This is a genomic window from Jutongia sp. SJQ-6, assembly GCF_054161275.1.
This window is the reverse complement of record NZ_CP195314.1, coordinates 2,738,665-2,759,584: the sequence shown is the minus strand read 5'-3', so window position 1 is coordinate 2,759,584 and position 20,920 is coordinate 2,738,665. Positions and strand designations below refer to the sequence as shown.

Genomic DNA, 20,920 nt, shown 5'->3' with positions numbered 1-20,920 from the left:
GACCGCCAATCGGCGGTCTCCTCTATATCCCACAACACTTATCTTTCTTTAATTCCTTGATATTCCTATTTTACCTTGATCTTTACGCTCTTCTTTTTGCCACTGCCATCGGTTGCATAAACTGTAATCTTCACAGTACCTTTTTTCTTGGCCTTAACTACACCCTTTGCAGATACTGCAGCTATTTTCTTATTAGAAGATTTCCAGCAATACTGCGTGGATGCCAGCTTTTTGCCCGGTTTTGCTTTTACCTTTAATTTCAGCTTTTTGCCTTTCTTAAGGTTACGCTTTCCTGCCTTAACGGTAAGTTTCTTGACTGGCTTTTTCATGACTTGGATACGAACTTTTTTGCTTAATCCATTGGCTGTCGTAATCGTAATGACTGCCTTGCCTGCTTTTTTGCCTGCTTTTACAGTACCATTTGCCGTTACTTTCACGATGGACGGTCGGCTGCTCTTAAATGTTAGTTTTTGACTTGCAGCATTTCTCGGAACCCACTGAACAGTAAGTTTCATTTTTTTCTTAGCAGCAAGTTTATAGCGAGAACCCACTGCAATTTTACCTGCTCCCTTAACTTTAGCATACACAACAAATCCTTTCGCCGTTACACTTGGTTTTCCCAGCTGATGCGATGGCGTCGCACTCGGACCTGCACTTGGGCTCACGCTTGGGTCTGTGCCCGGATTCACACTTGGACTTGTACTTGGGCTCACGCTTGGCGTTGTACTCGGTTTCGGACTCGGCGCTATGCTTGGACTCACGCTTGGCGTTGTACTCGGTTTCGAGCTTGGTGCTGTGCTTGGGCTCACGCTTGGTTTTGTACTTGGTTTCGCACTTGGCGCTGTGCTTGGACTCACACTTGGCGTTGTACTCGGTTTCGAACTTGGTGCTATGCTTGGACTCTCGCTTGGAGCCTCGCTCGGATTCACACTTGGCGTTGCACTCGGTTTTGTACTTGGTTTCGCACTTGGCGCTGTGCTTGGACTCACACTTGGCGTTACACTCGGATTCGCGCTTGGTGCTATGCTTGGACTCACGCTTGGAGCCTCGCTCGGATTCGAGCTTGGTGCTGTGCTTGGGCTCACGCTTGGCGTTGCACTCGGTTTTGTACTTGGCTCTACCGACCCATTTGCCTTTGCACCGCTAACAGCAAAGGTAATTTCCACTGTATTGTTTCCCTGATACGAAGCGTTATTAAAGGAAGCTTTTTTCTGTCTTTCTGCCGACACATCCTGAATATGTGTCATGACATCTGCCCAAATATTAATAAAAGAAAAATCAAACACATTATTTGATAGTCCATCGGATGCTGCCGATTTCAGACTGCCATCATAGGTATACGTGTCATCTTTGATCGTGTACTGTTTCCCATTTACTGCTATTGATTTCAGCGTAATAACTGCATAGTTAAGTGCCGAATCTGCCGCTTCGGCCGCCTGTATATCTTTGATATATAATGAACCGATATTTTTAAGCTGCGTATCTGTCGGCTTAACAGATAACGTGAATTCTTCGTCTTTCGTTGAAATATCTGCACTTTGTTCACTAGCGATCGTCGTCCAGCCGGATGTATCTAACATATACAGCTTTGTCCGTATATAGGAAGGTTTTGGCACGGTCACTTTGCACGTTGCCTGACATCCGGCCGCAATCGCTGCCGTAATTGTGCAAGTACCTGCACCTACTGCTGTGACTAAACCGTTGGAATTTACTGTAGCTACTTTCTCATCATCGGATGTCCATTTAATAACATCTTTGCTGTCAGATGGTGTTAAGGTTGCATTAAGCTGTGTTCCCTCATCCCCAACATGAATCGTGATTTTCTGCTGATCCAAAGCTATCCCGGTTGCCGTGGAAGATGCTCGATAAATCTCCATCATTGCATCAATAATGTCTTGATGCGTTACCTGACAAGAATACCGATTTATCAGACAAAAGCCATAGTCACCATCGAATCCATTATCCCATGCAACAGGCACCAGTTCGTACTGTTTTGCATAATAACATACTTTCTGATAATAATCGGCTCGACATGCCTTATTCCGACTATCATAGTTTGCTTTGTTGATGGCTCCAAACTCGCCAATGATAACGCCATATCCCTGTGATACGAATTTATCATTCATTTTCTTAAACTGCGAAGCCATATAACTTTCATCGCCCCAAGTCGGTACTTTGGATTGGTTTGTTGCCTCGCTGCCCCACTGTGTTTTGTCGGCTGATTCTGTACCACAAAAATCCCATGGATCGTAGTAGTGTACAGAAATCATAATTCTTTTTTCGCCGGATGCAATATCAGACGATAAATACTGATCCGTTGGCAGCACAAAGCCATAATTGTCTGCCGTATAATTAATGTTTGTATTCCAACCAGGTATCAACAGCCATCTGCGATCGTTGTTGCCACCGGTCTGACGAACCGTATCCACAAAAATCTGATTATAATCATTGATATTGTTATATGCTGTCTTATTTGGAGTACCATAGGTTCCATCAAATTCTTCGTTCATTGACTCAAAAATTATATGTTCATCATAATTTTTGAAGCGATCAGCAATTTGCTCCCAGCATGCCTTGTACTTGGCTTTGATCTTGGTCTGATCGCTGCTTGCGCAGAGTAGCCAGCCACCGCTTACCGTTGTGTAACCGTCTCCATGCATGTTAACGATTGCATACATATCGTTCTGTACACAATAGTCTACTACTTCTTGTACATGATCCAGCCATGCAGAATCAATTTTGTATCCATTGTTATCATCGATTTTGCTCAAATAAGATACCGGAATTCGAATTGATTGAAATCCTGCTGCCTTTGCTGCCAAAACAAATTCTTTGGTTAAAACCGGATTCCCCCATGCTGTCTCGTTTGGAGTTCCTCCGCTATTTGCTTCCAGGGAGTTTCCTAAATTATATCCAACACCCATTGCCTCCGTGATCTGTTGTCTGTTTAGATCTTGGAAGGAATCTGTCCCCGCCGTCTTCTTTGTTGAAACTTTCTTTGTCACGCTGGCGACTTTACCATTTTCTGTTACGCTTGCCGCTTTCTTTGTCGAGGTTCTGTCCGTCACGCTAACGATCTTACCTTTTTCTGTTGTACCTTCTGCCTTTCCTGTCGCGCTAGACATTGTAAATGATGTTACAACCATCGCCGCACTTAGCAAGTACGCCCATATTCTCTTTTGTTTTCGCATGTTTTCACCATACCTTTCTATTATTTGTTAAATTCTTTTTCCCACGAACATACACTTTCCTCCGTACAACAAATACGATAAATTGTTCATGCACATCACGTCCCTAAATACTTCCTTCATTATACTACAAAGCAATCTAAGTGGATACACTTTTCTTATATTTTTGTCTTTCTCTCCTACTTCGGTGACTGGATTCTCCATTTTCGTCATTCCAGCTTGCCTTCCTCTTGTTTCGGTTGACTGATTTGACGATTTCGATAATTCCAGCTTGTCTTTCTCACCTATTCCGTTGACTGGATTCTCTATTTTTGTCATTTCAGCTTGTCTTTTTCTTGCTTTGGTTGACTGATTTGATGATTTTGATAATTCCAGCTTGTCTTTCCCTCCTACTTCGGTGACTGGCATCTTAATTTTCAATTTTCCAGTTATTTTATATCGGCTTTCTCCATGACAGTATTCAATCCCCCTCCAAAAAGATATCAAAAAATCTCTCTAGTCCAAATAGATACCAAAAAATCTCTCATCAATCCAAATAGATTTATTACAGAAAATGACGTTCCACTGCAGAAAATGATGTTCCATTGCAACAAATAACATTTCCTTGCGTCTATTTAAATGTAACCAACTCATAAAAACCATCCATAAACGCAGATTTCTGCGCATCGTACCACGATAGAGAATCTTCCCTATTCATGGTATGATAGATGGAATCTTACAGCACTGACAAAAAGGAGGGAATCATGGAAGACAACGATATTGTAGCGCTTCTTTGGGAACGGCAGGAGCCTGCACTTGCACACTTACAAGATAAATATAGTACATATCTTATGCAGATCACGCGACGTATCATCATTGATGAAGAAGATGCTAAGGAATGTGTCAATGATGTTTGGCTCAAAGTATGGAATTCTATTCCACCCGGCAAGCCCAAGCATTTAGCAGGATATCTGGCAAAAATCGCCCGCAATCTTGCATTGGACAAATACCGTCAGCACAATGCCGCGAAACGAGGAGGGGGACACTTGGAGGCTAGTCTTGAAGAATTGGAAGAATGTATTTCCGGTTCTAACGAAATTGAGGAAAAGATTAACATAGAGCATCTAAAAACCGTGATCCAACAGTTTTTGGAACGCTCACCGAAAAAGAAACGAATCATTTTTTTACAGCGTTACTTTTATATGTTAGATACTGCCGAAATCGCATATATGATGCAAATGAAAGAAACCAGTATACGCTCTATCCTTTCACGCATGCGAAAGGAATTAAAAAGCGTTTTAGAAGAAGGAGGGATCTGGGTATGATGAGAGAGCAAGACCATAACCGCAAATCAGAACTGTTATTGCAGGCAATTGGCGAGCTGCCGGATGAGATGATCGCACAGGCAGCACCACAAAACTTACCACTTACGAAGCATCGAGGCGCAAAATTGTTGCGTCCACAAATGTTTCCCGCTGCTGCAATGGTAGGTATTGGTGTCGGTCTATGCCTGTTGGCACATCATTATACGTCTCAAAATAATGGTGATCCAAACGCAACAAATTCATCAGAATATGCATATACCAACACATCTCCAAATCCAGACAATAATAATGCTTCCGGGGCAGATACAAACGAGATGGAGGACAATTCGAATTCCATAGCAAATCTTGCTTCCTCTCTAGGTCTGCAGGTGATCGCCTACGCAAAAGAAAACGAAGGCAGCAAGGAATACGGTTGCTATAGCAGCCCTACAAAAGCACCATCGGACGAAACTGATGATGAGGGTACAGCTAAGAAATCTCGTTCAAAAGGCGACACAGAAACTCCTACAGAAAACTCTCGTTCGAAAAGCAATGCTGAAATACAGCCTGGGAACTCTGATGCCGAAGATGCGCAGCAATCACAGACGGAACCTTTAGAGGATTACAAGAAAGTCACTTTGAAAGCGGGAAATCCATGCCTTCTTGGTGAATATTCTCCTTACATGAGTTCCGTTCCGGCTATGCCATTTTCGTTTGAATTGTCTTCTTCTGCCGAAAACATCCGCATTGAAGTTGCAGCCGATTCACATGGCAGCATACAGCTTTGGGGCAAGAATTCATCCGAAGGCAGCCTAACTATGACAAAAGAAGCGAAAAAACTTTCCTGCAAACCCGGTGACATTATTTACTGGGCACCGAAGTCTTTCAAACCTGGCAAAAGCCGTTTAACCGTGCGCTTATACAAAGGCAACGAGCTGCTCGGAACACAGGCTATACAGATCACTTGCGACAAGAATTATAAATACCGTGCAAAATTACTGTCCACGGATACAGCCTTTGCCACACCAAAAATGGATGCCAAATGGTATTCAACCAACGAAGCTGCCATTCAAAAACGACTTGCATCGTACCCGGCATCATACTCATCTGTGAACGCTGCTGCCAAAAAACAGGTTCTTATGATTCCAACCATAAACAGTTCTGCCAAGCAAGCACAAACTGCGACTGCGATATTAAACGAATTTGTTTCACGTTTTCAAAAATGTAAAAAAAAGCAGCTTTCCTATAAGCAGGCATTAGTGATCGTGCAGTTTACGGTAGAAGGTGATGCGATTTATGATTATATTCTAAATAAGGATGGCGTCCTGTATATCTACGAAGATACGAGCCGCGATGCATATGCCGGCGGTAATACCAGTCGCTTCATACGCACAACTACTGTACGCAAAACAGTACAAAACAAGGAGGACAACCAGCTTATTACTTATGAATTTGGTCCCGCCGATAACAATTGCAGCATCACTCTGAATAGTAGCAAACAATAAATACAAAATACAACATAAGCAGAAAAGGCACCTGTACCTCACTGTGCAGCAACATAAGCAGAAAGGACGTCTACAATACACCGCAAATATAGCGTCAGAAAAGAAAAGCACCCTCTGAGCGGACGTAAATCCAACGATCCGTCCCCAGAGGGTGCTTTTTATCAAACTCGCAAATTCGCTCTTTCAAAGCTTTTCCGTTTGTTTCACAAACTTACTTGCTCGTTAACGAGCCCAGAAAAACAAATGTCTGCTTCGCAGCCGCTTGTTTTTCTCTGAGGCTCATCATATCACAAATTCGCTATGCTACCTTCTTACTTTTAAGCCATTTCTTATACGCTTTTTTCTTGCTCTTTGGCACCTTGATCACAACCCTTTTCGCAATACCAGCAAAGGACTTCTTCGTAACTTTCTTAAGTTTCTTCGAAGTGATCTGTACTTTTTTCAGTTTCTTACACTTGCTAAAGGCGTTGGCACCAATCTTTGTAACATTCTTACCGATAACAACGGTCTGCAGTTTCTTCTTGCCACGCAAAGCTCCTGATGCAACTTCTGTTACCTTGTAGTTTTTACCCTTGTATTTGATTGTTGCAGGAACGGTCACTTTCTTGACATCCTTTTTGATACCGGTCATCTTGACAGTATTTGCGGATAATTGCTTATAACGGGCATTTCCCACTTGGATAATTTCTGTCTTCTCCTGCGGCAATGGAACTACCTTCCCCGGCGTCTTTGTCGGCGCTGGCGTTGGTTTCACGGCTGTGCCATCCTGAACAACCACGCGGCATACCTTTGCTTTGTCCATTCCATTCATAGTTACCAAAATATAAGCTGTACCTGCTTTTTTCGCATGAATCAGACCACCGCCGAGAAGCTCAACGATATCATCGTCACTGGATGTCCAGTAAAAGGATGCATAGACTTCGTTTCGATCCGGTTTCAGGTTCAATTTCTTCTCCTGTCCCACTTTCAGTACAATATCATTTTGATCCAAAGTGAAATCTGTCGCAGTGTATGCTTCCTCATTCTCAAAATATTCTGAAATTGGAATAACATGGACAACCAATTTGGCAGAGACACCATTTCCTGCCGAAATGGTAATCGTTGCCGTTCCTGCTTTGACTGCCATCCAATCACGTGAGTCTGGCTCTATATAATCAGAATCTTCATGATCTGATTCTTGTAACCGCACAACAGTATTGTCTGAACTCGTCAACGTAACATTCGCTGTGTTGGCATTATACGGTGCTACACCATAGTTAATATGGAATTCATGCCACTCCGGTACATAAATCTCTGACCGCTCCAACGCAATCTTAGTTGGCTTTACTAACTTACTCTCATCTTCCCACTGTGCTGTTAGAGTGGTATCCTCTGTAAAGATGTCTCCCTTTTGCTGTCTGACACTGAAATCATCTTTATCATAGTACCAACCGGTAAAAATATATCCCTCTTTGGTTGGTGCGCTCGGAATATCGTTTTCCTTTGTCGATGTTGTGGTGACTTTCTTGTAAACTTCACCATCCACCATGTAAGTCAGTGTAACCGGCTTTGGTGCAATAGCGTCCAGATTATTATCAATCCAGTCAACACGATCTGCGATCCAAGTTTTCAAACGCTGAATTTCCTGTGCATAGCTCAACTTTCCTGTTGCGCTGTTATAGTTATCGTCATACCCGCCGTCACTAAAATCGTTAAATCCCCATTTATTGAAATTGTTATCTGCGGATACCGCAAGTTCCTGTGCATACCGGTCCAAAATTCCACCGTCAGCAATGGCATCCTCCAATGCTCCTGCTAGCGTTACCCAATACTCTTTTACCTGCTGTGCAAACTCCGGATCTTCCATCAAGCGGTTAAACCATGTTCTCTGAGTAACAAATCCGCTATAGGAATCTTCCTCTTCGCTATAGTCATTGGAAGACCAGGCTACATAATCAAAGTCCCACAACGGTCCCCAATATAGCTTACCCTTGGCATCCGCTGTGTCCTGTTTTTTGTACAGATAGGTGCTCGTGGAAATAAATGCATCTCCATTCATAGAGACCTCCTGCATCCAATAATAGGCAATTGCTGACTTCACATCCATTAAGTCTTGATACGATGTTCCATCCTCATTTTTGAAGTCATCTCCATAAATTGCATCCTCTGTCTTCTTCATGTAATTCTCGATATAAGCCTTTGCCTGTGACTGACACGCTCCCGTTTCCGGAGATTCGATCAAATACGAATTATACGTTGTTTTGATCACGTTGTCTGTCTCTTCGTTTGGTTCCATGGATAACAGATAACCACCGCTGACATCGGCACCTTTATCTGCCTTTTCAAGATCATTTTCATCCACACGATTCTCATCCAAACGAATCTGTTCGCACAGCAAATAGCTGCCTAAATACTCATGATTCATAATGACGTCAACCGGTACACATTCCGGTGTATATTCCATGCCAAGCTTACGTCCCAAATAATAGGTCAGGCGATTACGTACCAAACTATTATCATAATAATTTGCTAACAATACCCAATGCTTATTTTTACCCATGCCAAACAGATCCGCTTTCTTATCCAGCTTGATCTTATATGGTTTCTTTGGGACAGTCCAAGTTGAATTGCCACGGCCGCGTATATATTCCATATCGTAGCTGCCAGCCGTCTTCTTCGCTGCTGCCTCCGGATCCTTGCCATACTCTGCTGCATAGCCTTCCGGTACATCGATATTCATCTTACCATAGCATTCCGTATTATGTGAACTATCACCATTCATCTCGCTAATGCTTCCCAAAGACTCATCAATATCAAAAGATACGGTCGGAATACTTTCCTGCACGAATTGGATGGAACGCAGCAGTACGCTTGTCTTTTTGTCTGCTGCCGTTGTCTCATCCTGAAGCTGAACACGTACCGTATGTTTACCGGTCAGTTTCTCATTCTCTGCAAATTCATAGCTGTAAACTTTGGTCCTTGTCCAATTGTCTGTCTTTGGCTGATTTGGAATTCGCACTCTCACAGTTGGTGTAACAGCATCATCCAAATACACTTCCATATAGGTCTTTGTCGCTTTCTTAGCCAATGCATCGATCTGGATACGCTGCACCTTGTCTGTGCCAAAATCCAATGTGTTCTTTAATGTAATAGCCGCTCCGGATACTACCTTATTCTTGCCGGTGAGTAACAAGTTGTCGGCTGCTGTTTCAGTGTCAAATGTAATCCCCTCTGTTGTACAAGAAAGCCCCCCCTCCTCATACAGTTCTGCAAACTTCTGTGCCTTAAAATCCGCTGATATCGTTTTCAATGCTGTTTTCGAAACCGATTTCTTATTTGTGTCCCTCTCTGCTGTCTGATTAACTTGCCTTCCTATGCGGGTTTCAGCTTTTGCTCCTACCGTACCAGGAACCAAGCTAAAAATCATGGCTGCAGAAAGTACTAAGCTTGTCAATCGTTTGTGACGCTTCTTAAATTTCTCCATATGCTTCCTCCATTTCTTAATAATATACACTCAAGATTCTGAGAGTACATAATGCAGTGCTGATATCCTATGCCGGTTATTTTGAACAGGACTCTTCCCCCTTCGTAAACCAGCGTCACCCATCAGGCAACAAAACATGTTAGCACTATTTTTTCTACGTTTACATTGTAACACAACCCCAAATTCTAATAAATGACATTTTTATTACAACGACATATTTTTGCCACATTTTTGTCAAATTGCAACGCATTTGTCATTTCAAAAATTGTCATGCATCTCTTGTTCTGCTATACTTGAGATAATACGCGTTGAGGGAGGGCGTATCACGGAAAAGCATTTACAGAGAGCAAGAGAAAGGATTGAAAATTTTTATGAAATTAGAAAAGTTAAACAAAAAAGCATTATACTGCATGTATTTGGTCACCTCTATCGTTTGTGTGGTCATTGCCGCCGTTCTGGGCGTCATTGTCTTCTTTACCAGAACTGAAGCTTTCACTTCCAATAAAACAGTCATTGGATGGGTTACTATCATCTGCGCCATCATTATGATACTCGAGATCATTGAAACGATCGTATCCCCACTTTTTCGCTACCAGCGTTATGCTTACGGATTGACCGATGAAGAAGTACAGATTAAGGAAGGCTACCTCTTCTTAACACACACGATTGTGCCGATCAGCCGCCTTCATAAAATCGAAATTTCTTCCGGTCCGCTTGACCGCCTGTTTGGCCTTGCCAAAGTTGAAATCACTACTGCCGGCGGAGACGTAACGATCAAATTTCTTGAAAAAGATAAAGCAGAACATATTGCTGACAGCTTGAAACAGCGCATTAACGAAATCGTAGAGGAGGAACGTGCTAATGGACAATAAGTTTCGAAATCACCCGTCTCTAATGTTAGAGCAGCTTGGTGTATTCGGTGTCATTATTATCACATTTTTAATATCCTCCTTGGATGATCTTGACGAAATACTGGGCGATATCAAAAATTCTGATAGCACCACACTGCTTATCATCATATTAGTAATCCTTGCCGTGATACTATTTCGACTGGCAGTTAACACCATTGTTTGGTATAAGACTTGGATCACGGTAGATGAAACCAGTATCACGATTACGAAAAATACCATTTTTCGTTCTGTAAATACGATTGGTCTGCGCAATATTTCCAATATCAACATCGAGCGTAATCTATTGGAACGCATTCTCGGCACCAGTACGGTTAAGATCGATACCGAAAGCCGAAGTACCGCCGATACTACAGACGTCACCATTCTGCTTCGCAAAGACAAAGCCGAGGCACTTAGAGAGAGACTCTTAGCGGGGGCAACCGCTGCCAAACATACGCAAACTATAGCTGCCAACGAACAGCTTGATGGAACCGCAGGGGCTGCTGCTTCTGTCCCAAATAGCGAACAGACAAGCGATCCTACTTCTGTCCCAAACGACGGTCAGATAAGTGATCCTACTTCTGTCCCAAATAACGATCAGATAAGCAGAGCCACTTCCGTCCAAAATAATGGGCAGATGAGTACTGTTTCTTCTGTCCCAAATAACGGACAAGTAACCTCAGCAAATGCTGCTCCAAACAGCAGACAAGTATTATCCGAAGTAGCTTACAATACCAAACAAGTGCTTACCCACTGTGTTTACAGTGCTTCTATTATAAGTCTGCTCGTATGCCTTGCCGCTCTGATCGCCATTATTGCTTTTTTCTTAAAAATGGTTGTTTTCGGCGATCACAGCATCGGTTCCTTGATCCAAATGATCCCAACTGCATTAGGTGGAATCGTTGTCATTGGCTCCTTTGTCTATGCAGCACTGCGTAGTCTGATCGGTGATTTCTTCCGCTATTACAGTTTCCGGATCAAACGTATGCCGGATCATCTGCATATGGAATTTGGTCTGTTCAAACGCACCAGCTATGAAATCCCAATCAAACGCATCAGTTCGATCATCGTACAGCGTCCGGTATTTAGCCGTATTTCAAAACGATGCTTTGTCGATATTATAAATATCGGTATGGGCGATGAAAAAGAAGAAAACACGCGTTTACTACTCTCTATCCCAGAGAAACACTTACCGGAATTACTGCATCGTCTGCTTCCGGAATTCGATGCTTATTTCACCGAAAGTGATACCGCATCGATCCGTCCACCGAAAGCGATCTGGTGGAAAAAGATTATTGGTTCTGCCAAACTGCTTGTATTTTTAGCAATTGGGTGGACTCTTATGATTACAGTCTTTGGCGTAACCGGTCTACCGGCAGTCCTGGGCTGTATCGGCTCTTTCGTGCTAGCAATGTTGATATATCTGATCGGCTGTTATGGCACTTACAAAGCCAACAAATTGCAGCTTCGTGAGAATTACATTGCAATAACAAACGGAATGTTTGCATCCTCTACACAATTTATTGATTATCACAAAATACAATATATGGAATTGCAACAGACTCCGGTAGAACGCCTGCTGCATCTCCAGCACGGAATCGTCTATATCCTCGCCGGAGCGATGAATAGCTTTGCTGGTATTCCATGCTTTGCAAAAGAGCAGATTGATCCGATCGTACAGCTCTTCTTGGAGGATAGCTGCAACCGCAGGAAAAAATCTCAATAACACTAGCTTGAAAAAACTAAACTTCGGTCACATAGAAAGGATGGTTCGCCTTGGAATATACTCACGTTGTACATGAATTTGCCCCTGTATACGATGCAGATTCTACCGTATTGATCTTAGGATCCTTTCCATCGGTAAAATCAAGAGAACAGCAATTTTATTACGGGCATCCGCGCAACCGCTTTTGGAAAGTGATCGCTGAATTATGCAATGAGCCTGCCCCGGAAAGTATCGCGGATAAAAAGGTTCTATTGCACAGACACCATATCGCACTCTGGGACGTAATCGCCGAGTGCGATATCAAGGGGTCTAGTGACAGTTCTATTCGGAATGTGATCCCTAATGATATTCCTAAGATCATAGCCCTCTCTTCCATAACCGCTGTCTATGCCAATGGACGCAAAGCATACGACCTATACCAAAAATATGTGTATGATAATACGGGGCTGTCAATCGCACTACTACCATCGACCAGCCCCGCTAATGCAGCTTGCTCTTTTACACAGTTACTAAATACTTGGAACCGTATCCTAAACTAATCTAACTTTTCTTTCTCATAAGCAACACATTTATCATATCCTGCCTGTTTCACCTCGCGGTACATCTTCTGTATACATGACTCAAATTCTTGATCGTCTTTGGCAAATATAGCATTCCAAGTCCCATCTTGAATCACTTTGCAAACTTTACGCAGGCACGACGGATACTCTTTTGTCTCGCCAAAGTCTACATCCAGATCCGGATAAATCGTATAGTTCCCTCTATTTTCCAAATACTCTGTAATCTCTTTGGCATTTTGATCCTTCTGCCACTGCGACAGAACCGTCTTATTATTGGCAGCCGCAAATTCCTGTTGTCTGCTCTCCGCTTCCGAAGACCAGCCGGAAATATCAAATGTTTCTCCACTGTCCGGATTGATATCAGACGCATAATACGGCGTATAATTTGCCGGACAACCATCCAGAAACATGATTCCATTGTACATCGCATACTTGGAATCTTTGCTTTGAAGTTCTACCGTGGCATCTTCTGCTGTCTTCTTGCCAAGATCGGTAAGATGTGGTTTTCCGTCTTTATCATAATACCAGCACAACCCTTCCGGTCCATGTAAGTTTTCCATGTAGCCAAGTGGGGATGCCAGATAAGCAGCAACCTTTTGCGCCAGTTTCAAATGTTTGGACGACCGATTAACCCCCAGACACCAACTCGCCTTACCGTCTGTCGTCGATGGGGAATATGCTGCCAGAACAGCAGATTTTGGGACAACCGGATACATCGGCCGCTCCTGTGCCGTTTCTTTCCATTTAGTATCATATTCACTGTTTCGATTGATTCCATCGATCAGACATAATACTTTGCCGGACTTTTTATCTGCCTCATAAGTATCCATATCCTTTGTCCGGGATTTCGGATCGAGCAGGCCTTTTCGATAACATTGATTCCACTGTTTCAATATCTTCTGATATAAATTGGTATCCTCCGATCCATGCACAGCCGTCAAAAGATCCTGTACTTTGCCATCCGCACCGCGAACCATAAACTTACCTTCCCGAGAGTAGCCATAATATCCACTCAGCAACAGACTGACCGGCATACTAATCGTTTCATCCTTCTCATTATAAGACATCATACTCATTGCATAATTATTGCCGGATTTTTGCTTCATCTTGACCAAAACATCAAGCAGATTCTCAAAAGTATTGATCTCCGGGGAACCACACTCTTTGTACAAGTCGTAGCGCAGATCCCATGTATAGGCAAAGTTTTCATGATAATTTTGGCTGACGTTACGTGTATAATAATAACTGCCATCCGAAAGCTTCGCTAATTGATCATTCGTCAATCCATCAAACAGACTGAACTTCCCATCCTGCCGCATATCAATGAATAAATCATATGTTCCATCCGTATAGTTGATCTTCTCCGGGTCCGGCACCTCATAGACCACTTTCACGCCAAAGCGCTGCTCCAGCAGTTTGCCATACCATCCTGCATCTTCCCCGCTAAAATCACCGCTATGCGCAATATATAACGTCACAAGGTCTTTCTTGGCCGCCTGTTGGTCTTTCTCTTTGGAAGGTGTAATACCTTTTCCATTGGTCAAAAATACCGCAGCAACAAAGACGGCTAACACTGCCACAAGGATACCTATATATTTTTTGGTATTTTTGCTGGTTAATACATTTCGTACACGATGCTTGGTCGTATGTGCTCCAAATGCCAACTGTCCCGGTGCATTCAACCGATTCTTCTTAGCAAACCAGAGCAGGCTCTCTGAATACTGCGCCCTCTGCTCTCTGCTGCAGTCACGAAGTACATATTCGTCACAACTCATCTCCATATCACGTTCCATCATAACAAAGGCGATCCACACCAATGGATGGAACCAATAGATTGCTGTCAGCAGTGCCGCTGCACATTTTATCAAATAATCTTTACGGGTTATGTGATATTTTTCATGTGCTACAATATACTGTCTGCGATCCTCCTCCAAATGATATGGTATATATACTGCTGGGTGCAGATAACCAAACACAAATGGGCTCGCAATCCCTTCACATTCATATACCTGATCCTCTACCGAAACCGCACGGCTTAGATATTTTTTGGTGCGCAGTGCACCCAATAACATATACAATAATCCTGCAACTACACCGATAATCCATACCCCTAAAATATACGGAGCCCATTTTGCAAAGTCCCATTTTCCGGACAGCACATCGGTCACCTGTTTCCATCCTGCCTGTATACTGCTCCCTACCGAAAGCTTAGCATCTGTTTTCTTCACGGAAGAAGCTGCCGTAGTACCGGCAGAAGTTTTCGAATCACTTTCCTTCCCTGCAGAGCTTTTAACATTATCTGTGGCAGAACTTTTTGCATGATTCCCTACGGAACTCTTTGTATGATCTCCGAAAGAATTCTTGGATGTATTCCCCTCTGCCTTGATCATCTCCGAAAGATCTCCCGTTTCACACTGCACAGTATCTGTGGCACGTTTGACATTCGGTGCTGTCTGTGTATTTCCCGACACTTGCTGCCGGTCTGCCACCGTTGTATTCTGCTTATCATCTGATGTAGCTGCAACACTTTCTGACTGCGCTGTCGAGATCTGTTTGGCAACCTCGCTGCCATTTGGCACTACATTGTACAAACTGATCGGCGATGCGATCTGTACCGGAAGCACCAGCGATAACGCCACTACAAACCATAAATAATAAGAATACTTTGCCGGGAATTTACGCAAAAGCAGCCTTCTGATCAACAATACTGCCACGATCACGATCGCCGTACGATAACTCGCATCCCATAACCAAAATAATACATTCTCCATACGCATCTCAACTCCTTTCTCAAACCCGTAGGCTTACTGCTCTTTCCGATAGCGGTCGATCATTTCCTGAATCTCTTTTGCTTCGTTGTCGGAAATATTACGTTCCCCTAGAAAAGCCGCAATAAAACGTGGTAAAGAACCCGAAAACGTTCGATCCACAAAATAGGCACTCTCATCTGACTGCACACGTTCCTGTGGGATCAACACCGATACGATTGCATGTTCATTTTGTATATATCCCTTTTGACATAACTTGCGAATCGTCGTATAGGTCGTCGATTTCTTCCACCCCAGTCTCTCCTCGCACAGCTTGACCAGTTCCCCCGAATTGATTGGCGCTTCCTGCCAAACCACTTGCATAAAACGATAGTCACTATCACATAACTTCAAGTATTCCATACCATACCCCTTTCTGCTGTATCTAAAAAATGATCACTACAACCATTGTCTTCAGCAACTTGGTTTATAATTATAAACCTGTTATAATAAGTTTATAGTTATAAACCAGATTTGTCAACGCTTTTCTTGCATTCTTTTTTTACAATTTCTTTGGCACTTTTGACGGTTCTATTGATTGTGACGGCAATCTGGTTTATTATGATAGACAGAACATTTTGAAAAGGATACGTGATACATATGAGTAATTATATTGAAACTGCATTCATGCAGCAGCGAACAGATTTCATGAAAACATTGCCGGATCGCCGTAAGCGCTTTTCCATCCCTGACGACGTGGACATGTATCTTGATATCGAATATGTGAACGATCAGAACGAAGCACACCGATTGGATGTTTTTCGACCTTCTGAATCGCCGGACAAAGAGCTTCCGATCATTTTCAATGTGCATGGCGGCGGCCTGATCATGGGATGCAAAGAGTTCAACCGTTACTTTTGTGCCAGATTATGCAAACTTGGCTATGTCGTGTTTAGCATTGAATACCGTCTCGTCCCGGAATATACCTTCTATCATCAGTGCACGGATTTCTTTCAGGCGCTGCGGTATGTTCAAGACTACGGTAATCTTTATTATGGTAAAACTGACGAGATCTATGGTGTCGGAGACAGCGGGGGAGCCATGTTATTAACCTACTGTGCTGCCATGCAGAACAACGCCGAAATGACCGCTGCCGCGCAAGTGTCTGTATGCCCTGCACCACTTCAGGCACTGGGTCTGATCAGCGGTATGTTTTACACCAACCGCTTTGACCAGATTGGTTTGTCTTTACCAAAATATTTATATGGCACGGATTATAAACAAAGTGATTTTGCACCGTATGTGAATCCAACCTATCAGAAATTAGTACAAGCACTGACGCCTTGTCTGCTGGTAACAAGTAAGAACGATAATTTACATCATTACACCACGAAGTTTGAGAAGGCATTGACAAAATACAATATGCCACACCGCCTGCTTGACTTTCCAAAAAACAAACAACTTACACACGCTTTTAGTGTATTTGAACCTTTCCTGCCGGAAAGTACGCAGACGATTCAGGCAATTGCAGAGTATTTTGCCGAAATACATGAGCAGTGAATCGCAAAATGACAATATATGAAAGAATTATGAAGTTAACGATTATGAATTATGACGAAAACATTTTTAAGGAAAAGGCGAACCGCAAAGCACGCAAGATATGGCTGATCTTTGCGCTATTATTATCGGCTAATTACGGCAGTGACGTTGCTAACGGCCTTCAAAAAGCAGATTACTATATCATCTTTTTGATCCTGTGCTGGCTGCCGATCATCCTTGGCGAAATATTACTACGTGTCAAAGGGTTTACAACGGATATTTATAAGTATGATCTGGTGATCGGCTATGGTATCTTTTATACTTTTGTTGTAAGTACCACCGCTTCTCCCATCGCCTTTACTTATATCCTGCCGGTGACGAGCCTGCTGGTTCTCTACAAAAACAGGCGTTTCATGATAAATTGCGGCATTGCGAATTCCATCATTATTATCGGCAGTGCTGTATATCGTTACATGAACGGGTTTAATTCGGCTACAAATGTAAAAGACTATCAATTACAATTATCCTGTATTATTTTATGTTATATCTGCTATGTCATGTCCATCAAGCACTTGAATGAATCCGATGGTGCCATGACAGACAGTATCAAAGCGGATCTAAACCGTGTTATTACAACAGTAGAACAGGTGAAACAGGCAAGTAACTCCATTATGGATGGCGTCACGGTCGTTCGAGAACTTGCTTCAGAAAACACACACGGAGCCGGGGTCGTTGCACGAAGCATGCAGCAAGTCAATGAAAATAATCTTCACCTGACAGACACAACGGCTTCTTCCAATGAAATGACCGCCAAGATCAAGGCTCAGGTCAATCATGTTGCTTATTTGATCGAGAAAATGGTTCTGCTGACTGCCACTTCCGGCAAGCACACCGAAGTAAGTTCCAAAGATCTTGACAGCCTCGTTGACACAACGAACAATATGGCTGCACTATCACAGGAAATCGAAATGACTTTGCAAGACTTCAAAAACGATTTTGCGATGGTAAAAGAGGAAACCGGAACAATCGAGGATATTTCCAGCCAAACTAACCTATTGGCATTAAACGCATCGATCGAGGCCGCCCGCGCCGGAGAAGCCGGTAAGGGATTTGCCGTTGTCGCAGAACAGATCCGTACCCTCAGCACCGGTACAAAAGCTTCCTCCAGCAAGATCAGTCAGTCTTTGATGCATCTGGAAGAAACCTCTACCAAGATGATGCACACGATGGAAGAAACGTTATCATTGATCCGCATGACTCTCGACAAGGTAACAACCGCTGGTGCCAGCATTTCCAAAATATCCGAAGATACCGCACAATTGGAAGAGAATATTCAGATCATTGATACGGCAATGAAAGATGTGGAACAATCCAATATCCAATTAGTCGACAACATGGATCAGGTATCCTCGATCATGACGGAAATGTCAAAACATATTTCCGATTCCAATGAGATCAGTCATCGTATGCTGAGCAAATATGATGAATCCGCCAATAATATCAATTCAATCGAAACGGTCGTTGAATCTTTGATGTGTGAGCTTGGTATTGGTGGTTTTATGGGCGTTGAGGACTTACAGCCGGGCATGAAATTCACAGTGACTTTGGAGGATTCTTCAAATTATCATGGCGATATAGTAGAACGCACCGAAAATACACTGACTGTTTCCTTGGGCAATTTCCCACCGATCACTAAAACGACAGAATGCGAATTACAAGTGACCGTCGGCAATGTATTGTATCATTGGAAGCGTGCATTGATCACGAAAGATTCGCAGATCATTATCGAGTCCCGACCTAAGATCAATAACCGCCGCAAATATCCTCGTGCAGATCTTTCCAACACCTGCAGCATCACCATTGCTGACACGACGGCAGATAACAGTCTGCCATTACCAATCGATGCCACGATGGATAACATCAGCGCCAATGGATTTGCTTTTCTGACGAAGGATCCATTCTTTGCAGATCACAAGGGGGCAGACATCCATATTACGATCCATGATTTTGATCTGCCAAATCATAATGAATTGACCGGACATGTCATCCGATGCTCGAATAACGAAGGAATGTATACCGTCGGCTGTCAAATGCCGGAGGACGATTTCTTCATTCGCGATTACGTCAAACAGCTATTAGCAGAACAGTCTGATGACATAACACAAGTTGTCAGTGCGGAATAAATGCTATCCGGCGATAATGATAAACACGTTAGATATAATAATGCGCAAATAACCAAAAAGGGAACAACAAGACGATATCCGCCTTGTTGTTCCCTTGATATCCAATGATTTCATATCAAATGGTGTAAGATCCAGTCTTCGTAATTTTTTGCAATTGGTAAGTTTAAGCTTCTTCATACTTACCACATAATTACTTTTGCTTTAATCTTCTTTGCTACTGCACGTATCCACTTTTTGTCAGAACTGCGTAACTTCTTGTTAATAATAATCCGGCGCGGTGTATATTGTTTCATGACAAATTTATAACCATTGGCCAATTGCCGTTTCTTCATTGCGCTGCTCAACCGTTTCCACGCAGATATATCCACAGTCTTTACTTGATTTATATTGTATCCACCTAAGTAATGCTCATAAGTAAAAATCCCACTTTCTTCAGCATTTGTTATTGGGTCAGAGCTAAAGCGTTTATCTTGTATTTTATACTCATATCTCCAATCCGCTTTTTTTACTTTCGGATAAACCACTTTACCAATATTACTATTATAAATCGATAAATAGAGCAGATTTTTATTGCCCTTAAAATCTAAAGATTTCGCCTTGGTTCCCCTTATCGTAACTGCATATAACTTAGGACATTTTTTGACTGACAATTTTTTCACTTTACCGCCTCGGTACTGCAGGTGTTTCAAGCTTTTACTCTTGAGTGATAAATCTGTCGTTCCGCGATTTATAATACCAAGTTCTTCAATCTTTGTACACTTGTTGATATTACACTTGGTCGTACAATTACCAACATAAAGTTTTTTTAATTTTGTCAATCCTGATACATCTATAGACTTTATTTTAGTCCCATATAAATGTAATTCCTGCAAAGTTTTAACTCTTACATGTTTTTTGGGATTTTTAAGCCGCACTGTCTTAATAGAACCAGCGCCACTTCCATATACCTCTTTTAACTTTTTCATCATCGATAAATCAAGTGTAGTAAATTTTGTCTTTTTATAGACTTCCCGATATTTCGTGTAAAACTGCTGTCTGTCTCCCACATATAACGTTTCTAATGTATTTTTCAATGGGCTAACATCCAGTTTCTTCAACGGACAATTAATGATAGAAAGTGTGGTCAGTGTTTTGTTGGATACTTCTTTCAAATTCAAAGATGTAATATAACAATTTGATATTGACAAACTAACAATCCCGGTATTCTTCAAAGGTAGTAACGTTAATTTTTTGATCGGACAATTGTCAATATCTAACACATTCAATTTTGTTTTGCGAAGAGGTGCCATATCCAATTTACTAATTTTAGTTTTTTCAATTTCCAATCGATGTATTGTTATTCCCGACAAAAAGGATAAATTCATGTCTGTTACCTTTTTACCACTAATGAATAACGTTTCAATGTCTTGAAAGCCATCTAACGTACCAGATTTTCCAACATTTGTATCATACAAATAAATGTACTTCGCCTTCGGAAAACATTTTCCTAAAGAATAACTTTTTGTCGAGATATTTCCAGTGATATCTATTTCTTTAATGTTTGGCGCATACATTTTGCATACTACTTCTCCAGTTTTTAATATTTCATTTTCAAAAGAAATATCTAACGCTTCTAATGTATTAGATTCTCCACTAAGTTCAATTGATTTAGTTCCAAAAGAAACAATCGACAATTGCTTTACATGAGGAAAACATTGGAATAAATTAGATGCTTTATAATTCCAATATATTTCCTTTCCATTGACCTTACAGCCCAATTGCAGTCGAACTTTGGTGATTTTTGGGAAATTCTGCATTCCTGTAAAATCTATTAAATGGCTTCCATCTACCCCATAT

General features: G+C 42.1%; 14 protein-coding genes. 7 read left to right on the top strand and 7 right to left on the bottom strand.

What is annotated here, in order from left to right:
* Nucleotides 1–65 precede the first annotated feature (65 nt).
* Together ACSAJE_RS12520 and ACSAJE_RS12515 are read right to left on the bottom strand one after the other, a co-directional pair.
* Nucleotides 66–3,191, bottom strand: a complete 3,126-nt coding sequence (locus ACSAJE_RS12520) for a cellulase family glycosylhydrolase (protein WP_458009261.1) — start codon at nucleotides 3,189–3,191, stop codon at nucleotides 66–68.
* A 27-nt stretch (nucleotides 3,192–3,218) separates the two neighbouring features.
* Nucleotides 3,219–3,674 (bottom strand): hypothetical protein, encoded by a 456-nt coding sequence (locus tag ACSAJE_RS12515; RefSeq protein WP_458009260.1) that lies wholly within the window; start codon nucleotides 3,672–3,674, stop codon nucleotides 3,219–3,221.
* 257 nt (nucleotides 3,675–3,931) lie between these two features.
* Between ACSAJE_RS12515 and ACSAJE_RS12510 the strand changes: the two genes are divergently transcribed.
* Both ACSAJE_RS12510 and ACSAJE_RS12505 read left to right on the top strand, forming a co-directional pair.
* Entirely contained in the window at nucleotides 3,932–4,492 is a 561-nt protein-coding gene (locus tag ACSAJE_RS12510; RefSeq protein ID WP_182434074.1) for an RNA polymerase sigma factor, read from the top strand.
* Nucleotides 4,489–5,976 carry a hypothetical protein gene (locus tag ACSAJE_RS12505; RefSeq protein ID WP_458009259.1) on the top strand — a complete coding sequence of 496 codons (1,488 nt, stop codon included), beginning with the start codon at nucleotides 4,489–4,491 and terminating at the stop codon, nucleotides 5,974–5,976. Before ACSAJE_RS12510 ends, ACSAJE_RS12505 begins: the two co-directional genes overlap by 4 nt.
* A gap of 298 nt (nucleotides 5,977–6,274) precedes the next feature.
* Here the strand turns inward: ACSAJE_RS12505 and ACSAJE_RS12500 are convergent, their stop codons facing one another.
* Entirely contained in the window at nucleotides 6,275–9,439 is a 3,165-nt protein-coding gene (locus ACSAJE_RS12500; protein WP_458009258.1) for a CotH kinase family protein, read from the bottom strand.
* Between the two features lie 371 nt (nucleotides 9,440–9,810).
* Between ACSAJE_RS12500 and ACSAJE_RS12495 the strand changes: the two genes are divergently transcribed.
* Genes ACSAJE_RS12495 through ACSAJE_RS12485 form a run of 3 tightly spaced genes read left to right on the top strand, consistent with a single transcriptional unit; the run spans nucleotide 9,811 to nucleotide 12,594 of the window.
* The gene (locus ACSAJE_RS12495) at nucleotides 9,811–10,311 is read left to right on the top strand and encodes a PH domain-containing protein (RefSeq protein WP_022025905.1); all 501 of its coding nucleotides are present in this window, start codon (nucleotides 9,811–9,813) and stop codon (nucleotides 10,309–10,311) included.
* On the top strand, nucleotides 10,301–12,055 hold the full coding sequence (locus tag ACSAJE_RS12490; protein ID WP_458009257.1) for a PH domain-containing protein: 1,755 nt from the start codon (nucleotides 10,301–10,303) through the stop codon (nucleotides 12,053–12,055). Before ACSAJE_RS12495 ends, ACSAJE_RS12490 begins: the two co-directional genes overlap by 11 nt.
* Nucleotides 12,056–12,105: 50 nt before the next feature.
* A complete protein-coding gene (locus ACSAJE_RS12485) occupies nucleotides 12,106–12,594 on the top strand; it encodes a DNA-deoxyinosine glycosylase (protein ID WP_458009256.1) in 489 nt (162 codons plus the stop codon).
* Here the strand turns inward: ACSAJE_RS12485 and ACSAJE_RS12480 are convergent.
* Complete coding sequence (locus ACSAJE_RS12480; protein WP_458009255.1) at nucleotides 12,591–15,386, bottom strand: M56 family metallopeptidase; 2,796 nt, start codon at nucleotides 15,384–15,386, stop codon at nucleotides 12,591–12,593. The two genes, ACSAJE_RS12485 and ACSAJE_RS12480, sit on opposite strands and share 4 nt — an antisense overlap.
* A 33-nt stretch (nucleotides 15,387–15,419) precedes the next feature.
* On the bottom strand, nucleotides 15,420–15,785 hold the full coding sequence (locus ACSAJE_RS12475; RefSeq protein WP_118691242.1) for a BlaI/MecI/CopY family transcriptional regulator: 366 nt from the start codon (nucleotides 15,783–15,785) through the stop codon (nucleotides 15,420–15,422).
* A gap of 237 nt (nucleotides 15,786–16,022) precedes the next feature.
* Here ACSAJE_RS12475 and ACSAJE_RS12470 point away from each other — a divergent pair, with 237 nt between their 5' ends.
* Nucleotides 16,023–16,922 (top strand): alpha/beta hydrolase, encoded by a 900-nt coding sequence (locus ACSAJE_RS12470; RefSeq protein WP_458009254.1) that lies wholly within the window; start codon nucleotides 16,023–16,025, stop codon nucleotides 16,920–16,922.
* Between the two features lie 29 nt (nucleotides 16,923–16,951).
* Nucleotides 16,952–19,084 (top strand): methyl-accepting chemotaxis protein, encoded by a 2,133-nt coding sequence (locus ACSAJE_RS12465; RefSeq protein WP_458009253.1) that lies wholly within the window; start codon nucleotides 16,952–16,954, stop codon nucleotides 19,082–19,084.
* A 3-nt stretch (nucleotides 19,085–19,087) separates the two neighbouring features.
* On the opposite strand, the gene ACSAJE_RS12460 is transcribed toward ACSAJE_RS12465, so the two are convergent.
* A complete protein-coding gene (locus ACSAJE_RS12460; protein WP_182448511.1) occupies nucleotides 19,088–19,261 on the bottom strand; it encodes a hypothetical protein in 174 nt (57 codons plus the stop codon).
* 2 nt (nucleotides 19,262–19,263) lie between these two features.
* A complete protein-coding gene (locus ACSAJE_RS12455) occupies nucleotides 19,264–20,880 on the bottom strand; it encodes a hypothetical protein (protein WP_458009252.1) in 1,617 nt (538 codons plus the stop codon).
* Between the last annotated feature and the right edge of the window lie 40 nt (nucleotides 20,881–20,920).

What these genes read in the sequence shown, in the direction of transcription:
- ACSAJE_RS12500 (WP_458009258.1), bottom strand. Translation starts at nt 9,439, where the DNA reads ATGGAGAAATTTAAGAAGCGTCACAAACGATTGACAAGCTTAGTACTT.
- ACSAJE_RS12510 (WP_182434074.1), top strand. Translation starts at nt 3,932, where the DNA reads ATGGAAGACAACGATATTGTAGCGCTTCTTTGGGAACGGCAGGAGCCT.
- ACSAJE_RS12495 (WP_022025905.1), top strand. Translation starts at nt 9,811, where the DNA reads ATGAAATTAGAAAAGTTAAACAAAAAAGCATTATACTGCATGTATTTG.
- ACSAJE_RS12465 (WP_458009253.1), top strand. Translation starts at nt 16,952, where the DNA reads ATGAAGTTAACGATTATGAATTATGACGAAAACATTTTTAAGGAAAAG.
- ACSAJE_RS12480 (WP_458009255.1), bottom strand. Translation starts at nt 15,386, where the DNA reads ATGGAGAATGTATTATTTTGGTTATGGGATGCGAGTTATCGTACGGCG.
- ACSAJE_RS12455 (WP_458009252.1), bottom strand. Translation starts at nt 20,880, where the DNA reads ATGCAGAATTTCCCAAAAATCACCAAAGTTCGACTGCAATTGGGCTGT.
- ACSAJE_RS12490 (WP_458009257.1), top strand. Translation starts at nt 10,301, where the DNA reads ATGGACAATAAGTTTCGAAATCACCCGTCTCTAATGTTAGAGCAGCTT.
- ACSAJE_RS12520 (WP_458009261.1), bottom strand. Translation starts at nt 3,191, where the DNA reads ATGCGAAAACAAAAGAGAATATGGGCGTACTTGCTAAGTGCGGCGATG.
- ACSAJE_RS12505 (WP_458009259.1), top strand. Translation starts at nt 4,489, where the DNA reads ATGATGAGAGAGCAAGACCATAACCGCAAATCAGAACTGTTATTGCAG.
- ACSAJE_RS12475 (WP_118691242.1), bottom strand. Translation starts at nt 15,785, where the DNA reads ATGGAATACTTGAAGTTATGTGATAGTGACTATCGTTTTATGCAAGTG.
- ACSAJE_RS12470 (WP_458009254.1), top strand. Translation starts at nt 16,023, where the DNA reads ATGAGTAATTATATTGAAACTGCATTCATGCAGCAGCGAACAGATTTC.
- ACSAJE_RS12460 (WP_182448511.1), bottom strand. Translation starts at nt 19,261, where the DNA reads ATGAAGAAGCTTAAACTTACCAATTGCAAAAAATTACGAAGACTGGAT.